We start from the raw sequence: 19,146 nt of genomic DNA, 5'->3' as shown, positions 1-19,146 counted from the left end.
CCGCTTAAAGTTATGCCACGACAGGCGTTTTCGACCCGAGTTCACATTCGTCCACCGCTCGGAAAGAAACATCTCGCCCGCGGATTGAACCCGGCCGGCCCATCAGCTTTGTTCCGTATTCGTTCTAACACGGCGGAGCCGCGGGTGCACCTCAACCGGATCGACGAGCTGCTGATCCACAGCCCTGAAGCCGTCCGCGTGCCGCTGATCGGGCAGGCGCTGTGCGCCGGCTTTCCGTCCCCCGCCGACGACTTCCTCGAGGGCGCGTTGGAGTTGCCCCGCTGGCTCGTGCCGAACCCGCCGGCCACCTTCCTGTGGCGGATCAGTGGCTCGTCCATGGAGGGCGCCGGCATCTACGACCGAGACCTCGCCTGCGTCGACCGCAGCCTCAAAGCGGGCCACGGCAGCATCGTCGTCGCGGCGGTCGACGGCCAGATGAGCTGCAAGCGCCTCGTGATCGACGGCAACGTCGCCCGGCTCGCCTTCTGCAATCCGGACCTCCCCGCTTTCGCGGTCGACGAACTCGGCGAGGGCGTGATCTGGGGCGTGGTCCGCTTCTCGATCCGCTGGCACGTCGCCCGCGGGCAGCTGTCGTGAGCACCCCCGAGGCCCGGCTGCGCGACCGGATCGGCGGCGGCCGCGCCGTGGCGCTGATCGACGGCAACAGCTTCTACTGCTCGTGCGAGCGCGTCTTCGACCCGAAACTCGCCGCCGTCCCGGTGATCGTGCTCTCGAACAACGACGGCTGCGCCATCGCCCGCACCAGCGAGGCCAAGGCGCTCGGCATCAAGATGGGCGACCCGTACTTCAAGATCCGCGAGATGTGCCGGGCGCAGGGCGTGCGGGTGTTCTCGTCGAACTACACCCTCTACGGCGACATGAGCGGTCGCACCAACGCGGTCTACCGGCAGTTCAGCCCGCAGGTGGAGATCTACTCCATCGACGAGAGCTTCCTGAACCTCTCGGACGTGGCGCCGGCCTTGAGGGTTGAGCTCGCGCGGGACCTGCGCGCCACGGTGCGGACCTGGACCGGGATCCCGACCTGCGTCGGCATCGGCCCGACCAAGACGCTGGCCAAGCTCGCCAACCACATCGCCAAGAGCGTGCCGGTGCTGGACGGCGTGTGCGATCTGACCGATCCCGCGGCCTACGCGCACTGGCTGTGCCGGATCGATGTCGGCGAGGTCTGGGGCATCGGCCGGGCCTCGCTCGTCAAGCTCCAGGCTATGGGCGTCGAGAGCGTGGCGGACCTGCGCGACCTCGATCCGCGGCCGGTGCGCAAGGGCCTGACCGTGGTGGGCGAGCGGATCATCTACGAGCTGCGCGGAGCGGCCTGCCTGCCGCTGGAGATGGTGCCGGCGCGGCGGAAGGGCTGCGCGGTCACACGCTCGTTCTCCAGCCGGATCACCGAGCGGGCGGTGCTGGAGGAAGCGGTAGCCGCGCACGCGACGCGGCTTGGCGAGAAGCTGCGGCGCGAGGGGCTGGGCACCAACCACGTCACGGTCTTCTACCACACGAGCGAGCACGACCGGGGGGAGCCAATGCGGTCGGTCTCGACCACGGTGCAGTTGCCGGAGCACAGCTCGGACACGCTGGCGCTGATCAAGGCGGCGCGGCACGGCGTGGCGCGGACCTGGCGCGAGCCGGACGCGCGCCCGTGGCGGTACAGCAAGGCCGGGATCGTCACGAACGACCTCGTGCCGCTGTCGCACAGCCCGCGGGCGCTGATCGGCGCGCTGGACCGGGCACGCTCGGGCCCGCTGATGGCGGCGATGGATGCATGCAACGCGCGCTGGGGCCGGGGCGCGGTGGTGCCGGCGCGCGCGGGGCTGGTGAGCCGGCGCGACTGGAACACGAAGTTCGAAATGCGCACGCCGCGCTACACGACGCAGGTGGGCGAGTTGCCGGTCGCCTATGCCTGAGGGGACGCGTCGCCGGCTCTCCGCCACCGGGTGACGTTCCGGCGCAGCTCGCTCACCGCGAGACCGTCGGCCTCTAGGCGCGCGAGCGTGCGGGCGGCGTGCATGCCACGCTCCCGGCCAGGGATCCCGGCACGCTCAGCGATCTCGGTAGCGGTCGACGGCTCGGATGTGAGCGCCGCCAGCACGCGCGGGCGGAGATCCTGGCGCGGCCGCGCGCCTCGCGGCGATGGGACTTTCGGCACCAGCCGGCCTACGCTGATGCTACGATCATGCGCTGGCGGGCCGCGTCGAGCTGGTCCTCATCGTCGCGGTCCGGCAGATCAGCGGCGATCTGCTCGACAATCTCCCACGTGGCGGCTTCGTCGAGACCGAGCCCACGGGCGAACCCGCCGAGCCGGCGCATCATGCGCTGGGTAGTGGCCTGATGTCGTAGAAGCTCGGCCTCGTCGCTCAAGGCTTTGTCACCCGGCGGCGCCGCTTCGGCGGCAGGGCCTTATCGACGATTTGTTGGATCATCTGGATGATCGGCTCGGCCCGTGTCCCGTAAGTCGTCTCGCACGAGCCCTCGATGAGCGCCCTGATGCGCTTGAGCGCTTCGACCGGATCTATCGGCGGCGGGGGATCGGTCTCTGCTGACATGGATCAGACCTATTGCCGGTCGCTCGGCGAGTCGATGAGGCCGAGCCGCGCTGCCATCGCGAGCAGCTCCCTGCCGCTCAACCCCTTGCCATCGACGATTGAGAACGCGAAGCCGGCGCCCATAGGCTCGACCGAGTGACCGGCAGCGATCAGCGCCTCTGCGGCCTTCGTGGTCGGATCGGTCTCGCTCATCCCCTCAGCGACTGAGGCGACGCCGGCTCGGCCACCAGAAGCGCGGGTTAACGAGGACAACCAGCGCCAGGATGTACAGGCCAAGCCCGGCCAATGCTCCGAGCCTGAAGGCCTCGAAGCCGAGCGCCAGTCCGGCCACCAGGATCGCGATCATCCATCCGAGAGCAGTTGGGTTCATCCTCGCTCATCCCTTCACCGGATGCGCCAGCAAGATCGCGGTCCGAACCATGTTGCGCTTCCAGGCAGGCTTGTCGGTGGTCAGCGCCTCGGCCGCGCGGGTGTTCGTCCGGAGCGTCTCGATGAGGTCGAGGGTCCAGCCCTTCGCGAGTGGGTAGGTCTCCGTCGCCAGATCGGCGAGCACGGCGTCGACAGCGGCGTCGATCTCCTGGTCGGTGATCTCGGCGGCCTTGCGCAGCTCGGAGACGGTCGCGGGGTCCTTGGCCATCGGCTCGGGCTACCCTCCATCGCGAGCGGCGCACCAACCGAGAACAGACCGTGGGGGATTCCGTGGGTGGTTTTCGCACCCCATGGTCCCCACGTGCACCGTCCGTTCCGCTTCGGCTTACCGGCGTCCGGTCGGTCGATTGTAGAAAAAGCCTTTCAGCCCAAAGGCTTTAATGGTCGGAGTGGCGGGATTCGAACCCACGACCCCTAGTCCCCCAGACTAGTGCGCTAACCGGGCTGCGCTACACTCCGACGCCGCTAGGGCTCGCGGCTCTTAGCCTCCGCGCCGCGCCCGCGCAAGCCCTTCGGCGCGCGCGGGCCGCGCGGATGTGCTGGCTCTCGCGGGTCAGGCCCGCTACGGGGAGGCCTCGCCCCCGCGATTGCCAGAGGATCATGACGGACCGACCGATCGCCTTCGATCTCACGCGCCTCGTCACGCGGCTGCGCCACGCGAGCCCGTCGGGCATCGACCGCGTCGACCTCGCCTACGCGCGCGCCTATCTCGGCCGGGCGGAGACGGGCGTCGGCGTCGTCTCCACGGCGTTCGGGCCGCGCATCCTCGACCGCGCGCAGGCGCTGGAGATCGTCGAGGCCGTGGCGGCCGGCTGGGTCGAGGATCGGGACGCCGCGTCGGACCCGGTCTACCGGCGGCTCGCGTCCCGCTGCGGCGATCCCGCCGCCGCGCCGCCGCCCGTCACCGCACCACAGGCCGGGTCCACCGACCGGCGGCGGATCCAGGCGCGCAAGACCGTCGACATCGCGCTGCGCGGCCGGTCGGTCGCGATCCTGCCCCGGGACGCGCTCTATTTGCACACCTCGCACCTGCGCCTCGACGACCCGCGGCGGTTCGACTGGCTCTATACCCGGCGGGACGTCCGGGCGGCGTTCTTCGTCCACGACCTCATCCCGATCACCCACCCGGAATACGGCCGGTCCGGTGAGGCCGACCGGCACCGGGCGCGCCTGCGCACGATCGGGCGGCACGCCTCCGCCATCCTGGTGAATTCGGAGGATACCGGCCGGCGCACCCTCGCGCATCTCGCCGCCGAGGGGTTCGGGCGGCCGCCGGTGGCCGTGGGCCATCTCGGGGTCGAGACCGCCTTCGGCCACACCGGGCCCCGATTCACCCCCGACCGGCCGACCTTCCTGGTCTGCGGCACCATCGAGTCGCGCAAGAACCACCTGCTGCTGTTCCAGATCTGGCGGCTCCTGGCCGAGCGCCACGGGGCGGCGGCACCCCGACTCGTCGTGGTCGGGCGCCGGGGCTGGGAGGCGGAGAGCGCCATCGACATGCTGGAGCGCTGCCCCGGCGTGCGCGCCCACGTCATCGAGGCCTCGGGATTGTCGACCCACGGTCTGGCGGCGCTGATGCGCAGCTGCACCGCCCTGCTGATGCCGTCCTTCACCGAGGGCTACGGCATCCCCGTCGTCGAGGCCGCGGCCTCGGGGCTGCCGGTGATCGCCTCCGACATCGCCGTCCACCGCGAGATCGCCGACGGCTTCGCGCTGTTCCGCGATCCCCTGGACGGTCCGGGCTGGATCGAGGCGATCGAGGCGCTCGCGCGGCCCGACGGGTCGCTCCGCGCCGAACTGGCCGGCCGTCTGGCCGGGTACCGGCCGCCGGACTGGCCCGCGCATTTCGCGGCCGTGGCGCCGACCCTCGCGGCGCTCTGACGGCGACCGCCGATCCGCGCCGGACCCAGACGCCTGCCCGCCGGCCGACGGTCGCGGCCCGCGACCGCGGGACGACGACGCACGTTGCGCCGCCGGAGTCTGACGAATAAGGAAAAGCGTCAGTCAGCCAGCCTGGCCGAGAGCGGGCGGAACGGAGATCCTGCCGATGCGGGTGGTCGACCTCGATCGCGAGACGGTCAAGCAGGGGCTCGATGACGGCTCGATGCTGATCATCGACGTCCGTGAGCCGCACGAGTACGAGGCCGGGCACATCCCGGGCGCCGTCTCGCACCCGCTCTCCGGCTTCGACCCACAGGCGGTCGCGGCCCTCGTAGCGGAGGACGGCCGGCGGGCGGTGTTCTCGTGCGCCTCGGGCGTCCGCTCGGTTCACGCGCTCATGGCGGCGCAGAATGCCGGGCTCGACCTCGCCGAACACTACAAGGGCGGTTTCAAGGACTGGTACAGCGCGGGCGAAACGGTCGCCTGATCTGCCGTTTCAATCCGGCTCGCGGGACCGTGATGTGCGTTCGCGCACAAGCAACACCGTCGACCGCGGGTTACGGCGCACCCGCGGCGGAACAATCGTCAAGCTCGGCGCGACCGGACGGTCGGCCAACGGACAGCAGGACCCGATGCGCAGCCGGCTTCCCAGCCTACTCACCGTCTTGTCAGGCCTGATCGCGGCTCTCGCGGCAGGCCCCCTCGCGACTCCGGCCCGCGCGCAGGCGCCGGGCGGCCCGCCGCCCAAGGTCACCGTGGCCAAGCCCGTGGTGCGCCAGATCGTCGAGCAGGATCAGTATACCGGCCGCTTCGACGCGATCGATTACGTCGAGGTTCGCGCCCGCGTCACCGGCTACCTCGAGAAGATCAACTTCGTCGACGGCCAGACGGTGAAGAAGGGCGACGTCCTGTTCGTGATCGACCGGCGCCCCTACAAGGCGGCGCTGGAGCAGGCCCAGGCGGCCCTGGCCTCCGCCAAGGCGCGCCAGTCCTTCTCGCAGACGGACCTGGAGCGCGCGCAGACCCTGTCCCGCAGCGGCAACATCTCCGAGCAGGTCACCGACCAGCGCCGGCAGGCCTCGCAGACCGCCCAGGCCGACGTCGACAGCGCCCAGGCCGCCCTCAACAACGCCCAGCTGAACTACGACTTCAGCGAGGTGAAGGCACCGATCAACGGCCGCATCAGCCGCCGCCTGGTGACCGAGGGCAACATCGTCAGCGCCGACCAGACCATGCTGACGACGATCGTGTCCCTCGACCCGATCTATTTCAGCTACACCGTCGATGAGAAGTCGTTCCTCAAGTACCAGAACAGCCTCGGCATCGGCATGGGCCAGACCCAGCAGGGCAAGGGCGTGCCGATCCTGATCGCCCTGTCCGGCGAGGCGAAGCCCACCCGCAAGGGCACGCTCGACTTCGTCGACAACCGCGTCGACAACGCCACCGGCACGATCCTGCTGCGCGCGACCGTCCCGAACCCCGACCTGTTCATCAAGCCCGGCCTGTTCGGCATCGTCTCGATGCCGGCGACCAAGCCGTTCCAGGGCATCCTGCTGCCCGACGACGCCGTGGCGGCCAACCAGGACAAGCGGATCGTCTACATCGTCGGGCCCGAGAACGTGATCCAGCAGAAGGACGTCGTGCTGGGACCGAAGGTCGACGGCTACCGGGTGATCCAGTCAGGGCTGAAGGGCGACGAGACCGTGGTGGTCAACGGCCTGTCCCGTGTCCGTCCGGGCGCGAAGGTCACCCCCGAGAAGATCGAATTGCCCCCGAGCAAGACCTGAGCCCCCGGGGCTCGACACGAACGCCTTCGTGCGCGCCGCGCGGCGCGCCCCGCACCGACGACGCAGGGCCCCGTCCGGGAGACCGGCGGGCCTCAGAGGTTTGACCGATGCGTTTCGCCCATTTCTTCGTCGACAGACCGATCTTCGCGTCCGTCACGTCGATCGTCTTCCTGATCCTCGGCTTCGTGGCCTACGAGAGCCTGCCGGTCTCGCAGTACCCCGAGATCGTGCCGCCGACCGTGACGGTGCGCGCCTCCTATCCGGGTGCCAACGCCGAGACCGTGGCCGCCACGATCGCGACGCCGATCGAGCAGGAGGTCAACGGCGTCGACAACATGCTCTACATGACGTCGTTGTCGACCAACGACGGCAACATGCTGCTGACCGTGACCTTCAAGGTCGGCACCAACCTCGATATCGCGAACGTGCTGGTGCAGAACCGGCTGTCGGTGGCGCAGCCGCGCCTGCCGCCGGACGTGCGCAACCTCGGCGTCACGGTCCGCAAGGCCTCGCCCGACCTGATGCTGGTCGTGCACCTGCTCTCGCCGAACAAGACCTATGACCAGAACTACCTCGCCAACTACATCTACCTGAACATCCGCGACGAGCTGCTGCGCCTCGACGGCGTCGGCGACATCACGATCTTCGGCGGTAACGAGTACGCCGAGCGCGTCTGGGTCGACCCGAACAAGCTCGCCGCCTACGGCCTCTCGGTCACCGACGTCACCGCGGCCCTGCAGGAGCAGAACGTGCAGGTGGCCGCCGGCCAGCTGAACGGTCCGCCAGCCGCCAAGGGCGAGGCGTTCCAGCTCGTCGTGCAGTCGCAGGCGCGGTTCAAGACGCCCGAGCAGTTCGCCGAGGTCATCATCAAGGCGCAGGACGGGCGCCTCGTCCGGGTCAAGGACATCGCCCGCGTCGAGATGGGCCAGAAGGACTACACGACCAACTCGTTCCTCAACGACACGCCCGCGGTCGGCATCGGCGCCTTCCAGCGGCCAGGCACCAACGCCCTCGACGCGGCGGCGTCGGTCAAGAAGGTGATGGAGGAGGTCAAGAAGAACTTCCCGCCGGACGTCGAGTACCGCATCGCCTACAACCCGACGGAGTTCATCGAGGAGTCGATCCACGAGGTCTACAAGACCCTGTTCGAGGCGGTCGGCCTCGTCGTCATCGTGGTCCTGGTGTTCTTGCAGAGCTGGCGCACCGCGATCATCCCGGTGATCGCGATTCCGGTCTCGCTGATCGGCACCTTCGCGGCGATGGCGGCCTTCGGCTTCTCGCTGAACAACCTGACCCTGTTCGGGCTCGTGCTCGCCATCGGCATCGTGGTCGACGACGCCATCGTGGTGGTGGAGAACGTCGAGCGCAACATGGCCGAGGGCCTGTCGCCGGGCGACGCCGCCCACAAGACCATGGACGAGGTCGGCGGCGCGGTCATCGCCATCGCGCTGGTGCTCGCCGCGGTGTTCGTGCCGACGGCGTTCATCCCGGGCATCTCGGGACAGTTCTACAAGCAGTTCGCGCTCACCATCGCGGCCTCGACCCTGATCTCGGCCTTCAACTCGCTGACCCTGTCGCCGGCGCTCTGCAAGCTGCTGCTGGTGCCCCACCACGCCCGCAAGGAGCCGAAGTTCTTCCTGACCCGGTTCGTGAACTGGCTGGCGAACGGCTTCAATCGCGCCTTCGACGCCACGTCGAACGCCTACGGCCGGACGATCCGGGTGCTCACCGGCGGGATCGTGGGCTTGGGCGTGATGCTGCTGGTCTACGCCGCGGTGATCGCTGGCACGCTCCACCTCGCGCAGACGACCCCCACGGGCTTCATCCCGGACCAGGACCAGGGCTACCTGATCGGCGTCGTCCAGCTCCCCTCCGGCTCCTCCCTCGACCGCACCACGGAGGTGTGCCTGCGCGCCGCCAAGCAGGCCCGGACTGTCGACGGCGTGGCCAACGCGGTGATCATCGCGGGCTTCGACGGCGCGACCTTCACCAACACGACCAATGCCGGCGTGATGTTCCTGACCCTCAAGGGGGCGAAGGAGCGCGCGGAAGTGGGTCGGAGCGCGGCCGTCATCACCGGCGACGTGCTGAAGGCGACCTCGGACATCCAGGAGGCGCGGGTCATCGTCATCCCGCCCCCGCCCGTCCGCGGTCTCGGCAACGGCGGCGGCTTCAAGATGCAGATCGAGAGCCGCCAGTCCTCGGATATCGGCCCGCTCATGGCCGCCGCCGGCGAGGTGATCGCCCAGGCGAACCAGAGCGCGGACGTGCAGCGCGTGTTCACGACCTTCGACAACTCGACGCCGCAGCTCTTCCTCGACATCGACCGCACCATCGCGCGGATGCTCAACGTGCCGCTGGCCAACGTGTTCTCGTCGGTCCAGGCGGATCTCGGCGGTACCTACGTCAACGACTTCAACACCCTGGGCCGCATCTACCAGGTGCGCCTGCAGGGCGACGCGGCGTTCCGCACGTCGGTGCAGGACATCTCGCAGATCAAGGTGCGCTCCTCCACCGGCGCCCTGGTGCCGATGGGCACCCTCGCCTCGGTGCGGGACGTGACCGGTCCGCAGATCGTGCAGCGATTCAACCTGTACTACTCGGTCCCGGTGCAGGGCGTGGCCAAGCCCGGCGTCTCCACCGGACAGGCGCTCACCGCCATGGAGGAGATCGCCAAGAAGGCGCTGCCCGACGGCTACTCGTACGACTGGACCGAGATCGCCTACCAGCAGAAGGCGGCGAGCGGCACGGCCGGCGCGGTCTTCGCCCTCGGCGTGTTGCTGGTCTTCCTCGTGCTCGCCGCGCAGTACGAATCCTGGGCGCTGCCGCTCGCGATCCTGCTGGTGGTGCCGACCGGCGTGCTCGCCGCGCTCGCGGGCGTGCAGTTCCGGGGGCAGGACAACAACATCCTGACGCAGATCGGCCTGATCGTGCTCATCGGCCTCGCGGCGAAGAACGCGATCCTGATCGTCGAGTTCGCGCACGACATCGAGCAGCGGGAGCATCGCGGCCCGGTCGAGGCGGCGGTGGAGGCGTGCCGTCTGCGCCTGCGCCCGATCCTGATGACCGCCTTCGCGTTCATCCTCGGCACCCTGCCGCTGGTCGTGGCGACCGGCCCCGGCGCCGAGATGCGCCAGGCGCTCGGCACCGCGGTGTTCTTCGGGATGATCGGCGCGACCTTCTTCGGCCTGTTCCTGACCCCGGTCTTCTACGTGGTGATCCGCCACTTCTCGATCTGGCTGGGCCGGTTCCGGAAGAAGCACACGCACGGCGATCCCGGCGGCGCGGCCCCGGCCCACGGCTGACGGCACACGCCCCCCGGAACATTGGAAGCCGCGCCGGATCCGCGAGGATCGGGCGCGGCTTCCGCGCGACGGGCGGGGGCGCCCGATGTAGAGGCTCGCGGCATGCACGCCCTCGGTCGCCTGATTCTCGGGGCCTTCGCCCTCCTGCTCGCCGTCCCCACGGGCCTCGCGGTCCTGGTCCTGGCGCTGCTCGTCGACCCGGCCGCGCAGGCGTGGCTGACCGGCGGGGCGCTCGCCGGACTCGACATGGCCCTGTCGGACCTCTCGGCCGGGCTGCCGCCGGAGGGGCTCGCCCTGCTCCTCGCCGGCCTCGCCAAGGCGCTGTTCGCGCTGCTGTTCGTGCCCCCGGCCGTGATCGGCCTCGGCGGTGAGATCCTCGGGCGCCGCGGGCTGCTGTGGTACGGCGCCGGCTGCGGGCTGCTCACCGCCGCCCTCCCCTGGCTGACGCGCGGCGCGCTCCGGTCCGGCGGCGCCCGCGACGCCGCCCTCCTCGCGGGCGAGGCGCGCCTGACGCTGATCCTGTTCGCGGTCGGTGCCAGCGCCGGCCTGGTCTACTGGCTGGTCGCCGGGCGCGGCGCGGGGCTCCTCCGGGACGGGCATTGCCCCGAGGGGACCTGACGCCGCCCGGCACGTCGCCCTTGGCCGCGGACACGCGGGCGCGCTACAGGGGAGCCGCCACGACACGGTTCCCGATGCTCGCCCTCCGCTCTCTCGCCTTCAACGTCTGCTTCTACGCCGTCACGACGGTCCTGGCCTTCGCCGGCCTGCCCATGCTGGTCTCCGGCCGGTCGGTGCTGCGGCTCGCCCGCGCCTGGGGGCGGATCACCCTGTGGCTCCTGCGGGTCGTCGCGGGAACGCGGGTCGAGTTCCGCGGGCTGGAGAACATCCCGGCTGGCCCCCTGCTGGTGGCGGCCAAGCACCAGTCGGCCCTGGAGACGCTGGCCCTCTGCACGGTGCTGCCGAACTTCGCCTACATCCTGAAGAAGGAGCTGCTGCTCATTCCGCTGATCGGCTGGTACCTGTCGCGCAGTGGCATGGTGGCGATCGACCGGTCGAAGGGCAGCCGGGCCATGAGCCTGATGAACGCCGCCGCCGGCGCGGCGATCCGGGACGGCCGCCAGCTCATCATCTTCCCCGAGGGCACCCGGCGTCCGGTCGGGGCGCCGCCCGCCTACAAGCAGGGGCTCTCGCACCTCTACACCGCCCTGAACGTCCCCTGCCTGCCCGTGGCGCTGAACACCGGCCTGTTCTGGTCGCGCAACAGCCTCGTGCGCCGGCCGGGCCGGGCGGTGATCGAGTTCCTGCCGCCCATCCCGCCGGGCCTGCCCCGCCAGGAGTTCCAGGCTCTGGCCCAGGAGCGGCTCGAGACGGCCTCGAACGCCCTCGTCGAGGGCGGCCACCAGGGCCTCGCGGGCGAGGGGCACGCCGTGCCGGCCGACGAGGCGCCGGCCGCCGCAGACGCCCGACGCTGAGCCGTTCGCGAGCGCGGTTTTCCGCGTCGGACCGGCGCCCGGCGGCTTGTGGATAACGGGCATCGTCCCCACATCTCGCTCTAGGAACGTCGCCCTTGACGCCTGTGGATATCGCGCGTTAGGTTGGAACAAATGGCGAACAAAAGAGCCCTGTCCTGGTCGGCCGCGCTCCGCGACCTGAAGGACGATCGCACCCGGAGGCAGGATGTGCGTGAAGAACGCCTCAAGACGACCGCGGGTCTGCGCGGCTCCCCAGCGCTCCCGCTCTCGGCCTGGCGCGGCCGCTCCGGCCGGCGCTACGTGGTCGGTGTCCACCCGGCCGGCGGCTTCGACCTCGACGAGATGGCGCAGGCCGTGGTGATCGCCGTCCGCCGGGACAACGCCGGCATCGCCGAGATGGTCTCGGTGGCGAGTTCCAGCGAGAGCCCGCGCGACCATCTGCGCCGGACCTGGCTCGACCGTGTCCGCCGCCGGGGCGCCACCGAGATGCACGTCCACCGCCTCGCCGAGAACGAGGCCGAGCGGACGGCGATCGTCGAGGATCTGCAGGTCGACACCGTCGAGCCGGCGCAGGTCTGACCGGGAACGCGCCGCGCGCGGACGGATCGCGTCCGCGGCGGTCGACCCGCGGTGGTGCTGCCCCAGTTTCGCCCCTTGCGTGGCCACAAGCCGGGGTCACGATGTCCCCGCGGGGACGGGTCGGGGAGCGGAACGCATGGTGCAGGATCGGACGCGGCCGGAGGGTGCCGCTGAGACAGCTTCGGTACGGGGCGCGCGGCGATCCCGGCGGGGGCTGTTCCTGCCCTACATCCTGCTCGCCCTCGTGGTCGTGGGCTGGTCGGCCGGCTGGCTGTGGATGCGGGAGCGCGCGGCCAGCGAGATCGACGGCTGGATCGCCCGCGAGGCGACCGCCGGACGCACCTGGACCTGCGCGGACCGATCCCTCGGCGGCTACCCGTTCCGCCTGGAGCTGCGCTGCAGCGCCGTGACCCTTGAGCGCGCCGACGGGCGCTTCCGGCTCGGCCCGAGCACGGCGGTGGCGCAGATCTACCAGCCCCGCCTGGTCGTCTTCGAGAGCGCGGGCCCGTTCCACGTCGAGCAGGGCCCGCTGACCGGCGACGCGTCCTGGACCGCGTTCCAGGGCAGCTTCCACGGCGCCGCGGGGGGCTTCAGCCGCGCGTCCCTGGTCGTCGACAAGCCCGACATCACCGTGAAGGGCGCCGAGCCCGGCCCGATCGCGGTCTCGGGGCGGCATCTCGAGCTGCATGCCCGGCCGAGCCCGGGCCGCTTCGACTCCGACGGCGCCGTGGATGTCAGCCTGCGCCTGAACCAGGCGGCGGTACCGCAGCTCGACGCCGTCACTGGAACGCAGGATCCGGCCGATCTGGCCCTGGACGCGACCCTGACGCAGGCGACCGTGCTGCGCACCGGGACGGTGGCGCGCGAGCTGGAGCGCTGGCGTCAGGCGGGCGGCGCCCTGGACCTGACGGCCCTGTCGCTGGCCAAGGGGGCGCAGCGCGTCCAGGCGAAGGGCAGGCTCGCCCTCGACGCCGCCCACCGGCCCGCCGGGCAGATCGACCTGCGGGCGGCCGGCGTCGACGCGCTGGTCGGCAGCATCGTCGGCCAGCGCTTCGGCTCGGACCGGGGCGCCCTGGTAGGCCAGCTGGTCGGCGGGCTCCTGGGGCTGGCCCAGCGCCCCGGCCCGGACGCGCCGGCCGACGGGACGCCGCTGAAGGCGCTCCCGCCCCTGCGGCTCGTCGACGGCAAGCTCGTCTTCAGCGGCTTCCCGATCCCGAACGTCTACGTGCCGGCCCTGTACTAGGCGAGCGGCCCTGCCGGCCGGCACTGCCGGGTGGGCGGTGCGGGCGCGACCGGTATGACCGCTCGGCGCGCCGCGGGCCTGCTCGTCGGTGCGGGATCGGCTATAGGAGGCCGATGGCCTCCTCCCCGTCCCCGACCCGCGTGAAGATCTGCGGGCTCAGCACCGAAGCGACCCTGACCGCCGCTCTGGAGGCCGGGGCGGACTGGATCGGCCTCGTGCACTTCCCCCGCAGTCCCCGGCACGTGGCGCTGGCGGGGGCCGCCGCGCTGTCGGCCCTGGCCCGCGGCCGGGCCGAGCGGGTCATCCTGCTCGTCGATCCGGACGACGCGCTTCTCGCCGCGTCCGTCGAGGCGGTGGATCCGGATCTGGTCCAGCTCCACGGCCGGGAGAGCCCGGAGCGCGTCGCGGCGATCCGTGCCCGGACCGGGCGGCCGGTGATGAAGGCGCTCGGCATCGCGACGTCGGCGGATCTCGCGGCCCTGCCGGCCTACGCGGCGGTCGCCGACCGGATCCTGCTGGACGCCAAGGCGCCGCCGGACGCCGCCCTGCCGGGCGGCAACGGCCGGCGCTTCGATTGGGAGATCCTGCGCGGCGCCGCGCTCCCGCCCGGGACCATGCTGTCGGGCGGACTGGATGCCGGAAACGTGGCCGACGCCCTCGCACGCACGGGGATCGGCGCCGTCGACGTCTCGTCGGGGGTCGAGACGGCGCCCGGGGTGAAGGATCCGGCGAAGATCGCGGCCTTCGTGGCGGCCGCGCGCGGCCGGCGCTGAGGGGGCCGCCTCAGCGCGGGGCCGGCAGGGCCGTCCGGCCGGTATTCGGGACCGTGTAGACGCCCGAGGTCTCGGTCTCCGGCGCGTAGGCCCGCAGGCGGGTCGCCTCGCGCTCGTGCCGGACGGCCTCGCGGCGGTGATAGCGCGCCCGCGCGCGGGTCTTGCCCTGGCCGAGCCACGTGAAGATGCCGCCCACCACGATGCCCAGGGCCACCGCGCCGAACAGGATCGCGTAGAGCGGGAGATCGACGCTGAAGACCGGCGCGTCCACGTTGAACGGATCGAAGGAGAGCCGCACCGGCGCGCGATTGGCCACCGCCAGGAGGATCACCAGGGCGGCGATCGGCAGCAGCACGAGGCTCTTCAGGAAACGGATCATCGCGCTCACAGGTCCTTCCTACTCGGCGGCCGAGGCATTCTCGCCGATCCCGGCGGCGTTCAGGCGCTGGCGCATCTCCTTGCCGGTCTTGAACACGGGGATCGCCTTCTCGGACACGGCAACGGCGGCACCCGTGCGCGGGTTGCGTCCCCGGCGCGCCTCCCGGCGCTTGACCGAGAAGGCGCCGAAGCCGCGCAACTCGACCCGGTCGCCGCGGGCCAGCGCGTCGGAAATGGTGTCGAGGATCGCGTTGACCAGGATCTCCACGTCGCGCTGGTAGAGATGCGGGTTCTGCTCGGCGATCTTGAGGACGAGCTCCGACTTGATCATGGCGTGGGATCTTCTCGCGGGATCGGGGCGGGCTGCGCGGCGGCGGTCGTTCAGGGTTCCGGGCGCCAGAGGGCGAGCATCCCGCCCCGGGCGGCCTCGGCCTCGGCGCCGACGGACCGCAGCCGCGCCGCGAGGCCTTCCAGGCCGAGGAGGTCGGCGCCGATCCCGGCGGCCGACCACAGGGAGAACCGGCTCTCCGAGGCGGGCTTCCAGTCCTTGATCGGCAGGTTCGTCTGGACGCCGCGGGCGCTCTCCAGCCACGCCACCGCCTGCCGCTCGCCGCCGAGCTCGTCGACGAGCTTCAGCGGCACGCTCTGGCGCCCGCTGAACACCCGTCCGTCCGAGACGGTGCTGAGCTGGGCCGGATCCATGCCGCGGCGCTCAGCGACGAGGCCCTTGAACCACGCGTAGGTGTCGCCCACCACGGAGGCCAGCGCGGCGCGCGCCTCCGGCGAGGTCGGGGTGAAGCCCGAGGGCTCGGCCTTGAGCGGCGACGACTTCACCGACTCGACCTTGACGCCGACCTTGTCCAGCAGGCCCGAGAAGTCGGGGTACTGGAACAGCACGCCGATCGAGCCGACCAGGCTGGTCTCGCGCGCGACGATGTGATCGGCCGCGATCGCGGTGATGTAGGCGCCGGACGCGGCGGTGCCGTCCACGAAGGCCACGATCGGCTTCTTGGCGGCGAGCGCTCGGAGGTTGCGGAAGATCTCCTCCGAGCCCGTAGTCGTGCCGCCCGGCGAGTTGATCGAGACGATCACGCCCTTCACGGCGTCCGAATCGCCGACCCGCTTCATCAGCTTGGCGGTGGCCTCGCTCCCGGCGATGAAGCCCGAGACGGAGATGCGGGCGATCTGGGGCTGCACCGCGAAGGCGCCGTCCGCGCCCGTCCGCACCCGGTACCCGAGGGCCCCGACCGCCACGATGAGGCCGCCGACGCCGAGCACGCGCCAGAGGGACAACCTGCGGCGCAGGCGCCGCCGGTCAATCAGCAGTTCGGCATCGGCTGCCATGCTGTCGCTTCCCCTAAAGCACCCCGACCGGCCCCTCGACGGGGTGCGGGAGGCGTACCCCCGCGCCGGGCAAGTCCTTGGTTTCCTTCGGCTCGCCCGGCCCGAGCCGAGCGAGGCCGGTGTTCTAGAGCATTTTCCGCGGGCCTGGATACGGGGCGCGCGAAGAAAATGACGGGGCCGCCCGTCGCTGTCGCGTCGGGCGGCACGACCGGACCGGCCGCGCGCTCCTGGCAACCTTGGATTGCCGGCGCCCAAAGAAAAACCCGCGCGGGACCGGGGTCCCGCGCGGGTCTCAACCGTCGGCTCCGCCGCCCGGACAGGCTGGGCGGCAGAGCCGGTGTCTCACTCGTCGTCGGAGCGCTTCTTGTTGAAGGCGGCACCGAGGATGTCGCCGAGGGAGGCACCCGAATCGGCGGAGCCGAACTGGGCCATGGCCTCCTTCTCCTCGGCGACCTCGAGGGCCTTGATCGAGACCTGCACGCGGCGGGCCTTCCGGTCGAACTGGACGACGCGGGCGTCGAACTTCTCGCCGGTGGCGAAGCGCTCGGGGCGCTGGTCGCCGCGGTCGCGGGCGAGTTCAGCCCGGCGGATGAAGGTCTGCATGTCGGTGTCGACGATCTTCACCTCGACGCCGGCATCCTTCACCTCGACCACCTCACAGGTGACGATCTGACCCTTCTTGATCTCGCCGGCCTCGGCGAAGGGGTCACCGCCGAGCTGCTTCACGCCCAGCGAGATCCGCTCCTTCTCGACGTCGACGTCGAGAACCTGGGCGCGGACCATGTCGCCCTTCTTGAACTCCTCGATGACCTGCTCGCCGGGACGGTTCCAGTCGAGATCCGACAGGTGGACCATGCCGTCGACGTCGCCCTCGAGGCCGATGAACAGGCCGAACTCGGTCTTGTTCTTGACCTCGCCCTCGACCTCGGAACCGACCGGGTGCTTCTCGGCGAAGGCCTCCCAGGGGTTCTGCAGGGTCTGCTTGAGGCCCAGCGAGATGCGGCGCTTGACCGGATCGACCTCCAGGATCTGAACCTCGACCTCCTGGGAGGTGGAGACGATCTTGCCCGGATGGACGTTCTTCTTGGTCCAGCTCATCTCGGAGACGTGGATCAGGCCCTCGATCCCCGGCTCCAGCTCCACGAAGGCGCCGTAATCGGTGATGTTGGTCACGCGGCCCTTGAGCTTGGCGCCCTCCGGGTAGCGGGCGGCGATGCCCTCCCACGGATCGGCGAGCAGCTGCTTGATGCCGAGCGAGATGCGGTGCGTCTCGTGGTTGATCTTGATGATCTTGACCTTCACGGTCTGACCGATCGTGACCACCTCGGACGGGTGGTTCACGCGGCGCCACGCCATGTCGGTGACGTGCAGCAGGCCGTCGATCCCGCCGAGGTCGACGAACGCGCCGTACTCGGTGATGTTCTTGACGACGCCGTCGATGACCTGACCTTCCTCGAGGTTGGCCACCAGCTCGGAGCGCTGCTCGGCGCGGCTCTCCTCGAGGACGGTCCGGCGCGACACGACGATGTTGCCGCGGCGGCGATCCATCTTGAGGATCTGGAACGGCTGCGGGGTGCCCAGCAGCGGGGTGACGTCGCGGACCGGGCGGATGTCGACCTGCGAGCGCGGCAGGAACGCCACGGCGCCGTCGAGGTCGACCGTGTAGCCGCCCTTGACCTGGTTGAAGATCGTGCCGGTGACGCGGTCGTTGTTCTCGAACGACTTCTCGAGCTTGACCCAGCTCTCCTCGCGGCGCGCCTTGTCGCGCGAGATGACGGCCTCGCCGAGCGCGTTCTCGATCCGGTCGACGTATACCTCGACCTCGTCGCCGACCTTCAGCTCGCCCTCGCGGCCGGGACCGGTGAATTCCTTGAGCGCGACACGGCCTTCCGTCTTGGCGCCGATGTCGATGACGGCCACGTCCTTCTCGATCGCGACGACGCGACCCTTGACGACGGAGCCTTCGGTGATCTCGTGTTCGAGGAAGCTCTCCTCGAGGAGGGCTGCGAAATCCTCGCGGCTCGGGCCACGCCCCAGAGCGGTACCTGCGGTCATTCTGTCTCCTGAACGGCCCCCGGCGGAGGCCCGTTGCGTCGGCGGCTCGCGTTGCAGGCGCCCCCGTTCGCCGCGGCCTTCCCGGAGTCTTTCGGGAGAGGCGACCGGTCCCGCGGGACCCGGTTTGCCGACGCGTCGATACGGATGACGAGGGCGGTCCGTCCGGCGGCCCGGCGGGCGCGCCAGAAGACGAGCGCGCGAGGGCGGATCCGGGAGGACGCGCGTCCCTTACAGCATCGGCCTTGCGACTTCAACCGATTAGGGTTTTAGGCTCGCGGGGCGGAGGACGGTCCGCGGGGGCCGGGTGATATCGGTGGTCTTGCCGCTGGCCGCAGATCCGGCAAACTTGTCCGCCGTCGAACGTTTGCGGTCGCGCTTCCGCCGGCCGACGGGGCAATCCCGCTCGACCGAGGTCCGCGCCGGTCGGCGATCCGGGGCGTAAGGGGGGATGAAGCGTGGGTTGTCCTGATCTCGACTCTCGGGCTGCCGGCCGTCGGCGCGGCGGCACCGCGCGCTCCGTGCGATCCGGGGCCTGAGCCCCCGATGCCGAACGGGTACAACACCCCGATGGAGATGCTGGCGCGCAAGCTCGACAGCATCGCGCGCCTGTCCGATTCCGACCGCGCGGCGCTTCTCGATCTGCCGCACACGGTCCGGAACCTGCCGGCCCGCCACGACATCGTCCGGTTCGGCGACCGGCCGACCCAAAGCTGCCTCGTCCTGCAGGGCTGGGTCTACCGCTACGCCGCCCTCGCCGAGGGCGGGCGGCAGATCCTGTCGTTCTACATCGCGGGCGACGTGCCGGATCTTCAGAGCCTTCATCTGCACCGGATGGATCACAACCTCGCCACCCTGACGTCCTGCGTGGTAGCGCTGATCGCGCACGACGACCTGCGCGCGGTCCTCCTGCGCAATCCGGGGCTCGCCGGCACCCTCTGGCGCGACAGCCTCATCGACGCCGCCCATTACCGCGAGCGGATCACCAGCCTTGGGCGGCGGCAGGCGCTGGGCCGCGTGGCCCACCTGTTCTGCGAGCTGTACCTGCGGCAGAAGGCGGTCGGGCTCGCGCGCGGCCTGAGCTGCCCGCTGGTGCCCAAGCAGTCCGAACTCGCCGACGCGCTCGGCCTGACCAGCGTCCATCTCAACCGGGTCCTGCGCACTCTGCGTGGACGCGGGCTCGTCACGCTGAGCGGCGGCATCCTGACCATCGAGGATTGGGACGCGCTGACGGAGGTCGCGGAGTTCGACCAGACGTTCCTGCACCTGGCGAACAACCCGGCGCCGGCCCGAGAGACCGCCGAGGCGATCTAGCGGGTGGGGCCGGGTGACGCGGCGGGCG

At 70.8% G+C, this 19,146-nt stretch carries 21 protein-coding genes and 1 tRNA gene; 12 read left to right on the top strand and 10 right to left on the bottom strand.

The features are described 5' to 3' along the window. The first annotated feature begins 144 nt into the window (after positions 1-144). Both ACLBX8_RS07860 and ACLBX8_RS07855 read left to right on the top strand, forming a co-directional pair. Positions 145-597 carry a LexA family protein gene (locus ACLBX8_RS07860; protein ID WP_447714859.1) on the top strand — a complete coding sequence of 151 codons (453 nt, stop codon included), beginning with the start codon at positions 145-147 and terminating at the stop codon, positions 595-597. Further along, positions 594-1,922 (top strand): Y-family DNA polymerase, encoded by a 1,329-nt coding sequence (locus ACLBX8_RS07855; protein WP_447714858.1) that lies wholly within the window; start codon positions 594-596, stop codon positions 1,920-1,922. Before ACLBX8_RS07860 ends, ACLBX8_RS07855 begins: the two co-directional genes overlap by 4 nt. 250 nt (positions 1,923-2,172) lie before the next feature. On the opposite strand, the gene ACLBX8_RS07850 is transcribed toward ACLBX8_RS07855, so the two are convergent. The 6 genes from ACLBX8_RS07850 to ACLBX8_RS07825 form a co-directional block, all read right to left on the bottom strand. Next, positions 2,173-2,376, bottom strand: coding sequence for a hypothetical protein (locus ACLBX8_RS07850; protein WP_447714857.1), 204 nt, complete (start codon positions 2,374-2,376; stop codon positions 2,173-2,175). Then, positions 2,373-2,561: a hypothetical protein gene (locus ACLBX8_RS07845; RefSeq protein ID WP_447714856.1), complete on the bottom strand. Its 189-nt coding sequence runs from the start codon at positions 2,559-2,561 to the stop codon at positions 2,373-2,375. Before ACLBX8_RS07845 ends, ACLBX8_RS07850 begins: the two co-directional genes overlap by 4 nt. A gap of 9 nt (positions 2,562-2,570) precedes the next feature. Next, the gene (locus ACLBX8_RS07840; RefSeq protein WP_447714855.1) at positions 2,571-2,753 is read right to left on the bottom strand and encodes a hypothetical protein; all 183 of its coding nucleotides are present in this window, start codon (positions 2,751-2,753) and stop codon (positions 2,571-2,573) included. Positions 2,754-2,757: 4 nt separating this feature from the next. After that, complete coding sequence (locus ACLBX8_RS07835) at positions 2,758-2,907, bottom strand: hypothetical protein (protein WP_447687938.1); 150 nt, start codon at positions 2,905-2,907, stop codon at positions 2,758-2,760. Positions 2,908-2,937: 30 nt separating this feature from the next. Then, on the bottom strand, positions 2,938-3,198 hold the full coding sequence (locus ACLBX8_RS07830; RefSeq protein WP_447714854.1) for a hypothetical protein: 261 nt from the start codon (positions 3,196-3,198) through the stop codon (positions 2,938-2,940). Between the two features lie 173 nt (positions 3,199-3,371). Then, positions 3,372-3,449, bottom strand: a tRNA-Pro gene (locus ACLBX8_RS07825). A 141-nt stretch (positions 3,450-3,590) separates the two neighbouring features. On the opposite strand from ACLBX8_RS07825, the gene ACLBX8_RS07820 reads away from it, so the two are divergent. The 9 genes from ACLBX8_RS07820 (at position 3,591) to ACLBX8_RS07780 (ending at position 14,030) form a co-directional block, all read left to right on the top strand. Further along, entirely contained in the window at positions 3,591-4,871 is a 1,281-nt protein-coding gene (locus tag ACLBX8_RS07820) for a glycosyltransferase family 4 protein (RefSeq protein WP_447714853.1), read from the top strand. Between the two features lie 166 nt (positions 4,872-5,037). Further along, positions 5,038-5,358, top strand: coding sequence for a rhodanese-like domain-containing protein (locus ACLBX8_RS07815; RefSeq protein WP_427509070.1), 321 nt, complete (start codon positions 5,038-5,040; stop codon positions 5,356-5,358). 145 nt (positions 5,359-5,503) lie between these two features. Then, positions 5,504-6,658 (top strand): efflux RND transporter periplasmic adaptor subunit, encoded by a 1,155-nt coding sequence (locus ACLBX8_RS07810; protein WP_447714852.1) that lies wholly within the window; start codon positions 5,504-5,506, stop codon positions 6,656-6,658. Between the two features lie 107 nt (positions 6,659-6,765). Continuing rightward, positions 6,766-9,963, top strand: a complete 3,198-nt coding sequence (locus ACLBX8_RS07805) for an efflux RND transporter permease subunit (protein ID WP_447714851.1) — start codon at positions 6,766-6,768, stop codon at positions 9,961-9,963. 102 nt (positions 9,964-10,065) lie between these two features. Next, positions 10,066-10,581: a hypothetical protein gene (locus ACLBX8_RS07800; RefSeq protein ID WP_447714850.1), complete on the top strand. Its 516-nt coding sequence runs from the start codon at positions 10,066-10,068 to the stop codon at positions 10,579-10,581. 74 nt (positions 10,582-10,655) lie between these two features. Next, entirely contained in the window at positions 10,656-11,435 is a 780-nt protein-coding gene (locus ACLBX8_RS07795) for a lysophospholipid acyltransferase family protein (protein WP_447714849.1), read from the top strand. A 132-nt stretch (positions 11,436-11,567) separates the two neighbouring features. Beyond that, positions 11,568-12,014: a hypothetical protein gene (locus tag ACLBX8_RS07790; RefSeq protein ID WP_447714848.1), complete on the top strand. Its 447-nt coding sequence runs from the start codon at positions 11,568-11,570 to the stop codon at positions 12,012-12,014. Positions 12,015-12,150: 136 nt separating this feature from the next. Next, positions 12,151-13,257 (top strand): DUF2125 domain-containing protein, encoded by a 1,107-nt coding sequence (locus tag ACLBX8_RS07785; protein WP_447714847.1) that lies wholly within the window; start codon positions 12,151-12,153, stop codon positions 13,255-13,257. 113 nt (positions 13,258-13,370) lie between these two features. Next, a complete protein-coding gene (locus ACLBX8_RS07780) occupies positions 13,371-14,030 on the top strand; it encodes a phosphoribosylanthranilate isomerase (RefSeq protein WP_447698609.1) in 660 nt (219 codons plus the stop codon). 10 nt (positions 14,031-14,040) lie between these two features. On the opposite strand, the gene ACLBX8_RS07775 is transcribed toward ACLBX8_RS07780, so the two are convergent. The 4 genes from ACLBX8_RS07775 to rpsA form a co-directional block, all read right to left on the bottom strand. Then, positions 14,041-14,409 (bottom strand): LapA family protein, encoded by a 369-nt coding sequence (locus tag ACLBX8_RS07775; RefSeq protein WP_026604778.1) that lies wholly within the window; start codon positions 14,407-14,409, stop codon positions 14,041-14,043. Between the two features lie 18 nt (positions 14,410-14,427). Then, the gene (locus ACLBX8_RS07770; protein WP_012319412.1) at positions 14,428-14,739 is read right to left on the bottom strand and encodes an integration host factor subunit beta; all 312 of its coding nucleotides are present in this window, start codon (positions 14,737-14,739) and stop codon (positions 14,428-14,430) included. Between the two features lie 50 nt (positions 14,740-14,789). Continuing rightward, entirely contained in the window at positions 14,790-15,752 is a 963-nt protein-coding gene (gene sppA / locus ACLBX8_RS07765; protein ID WP_020092171.1) for a signal peptide peptidase SppA, read from the bottom strand. A 342-nt stretch (positions 15,753-16,094) separates the two neighbouring features. Beyond that, on the bottom strand, positions 16,095-17,807 hold the full coding sequence (gene rpsA / locus ACLBX8_RS07760; protein ID WP_010683172.1) for a 30S ribosomal protein S1: 1,713 nt from the start codon (positions 17,805-17,807) through the stop codon (positions 16,095-16,097). 543 nt (positions 17,808-18,350) lie between these two features. On the opposite strand from rpsA, the gene ACLBX8_RS07755 reads away from it, so the two are divergent. Next, complete coding sequence (locus tag ACLBX8_RS07755) at positions 18,351-19,118, top strand: Crp/Fnr family transcriptional regulator (RefSeq protein ID WP_447714846.1); 768 nt, start codon at positions 18,351-18,353, stop codon at positions 19,116-19,118. Positions 19,119-19,146 lie beyond the last annotated feature (28 nt).

The sequence above is a fragment of the Methylobacterium sp. D48H genome (assembly GCF_053345715.1).
Note: the sequence above shows the minus strand (reverse complement) of the source record. Positions and strands in the feature narration are given on the sequence as shown.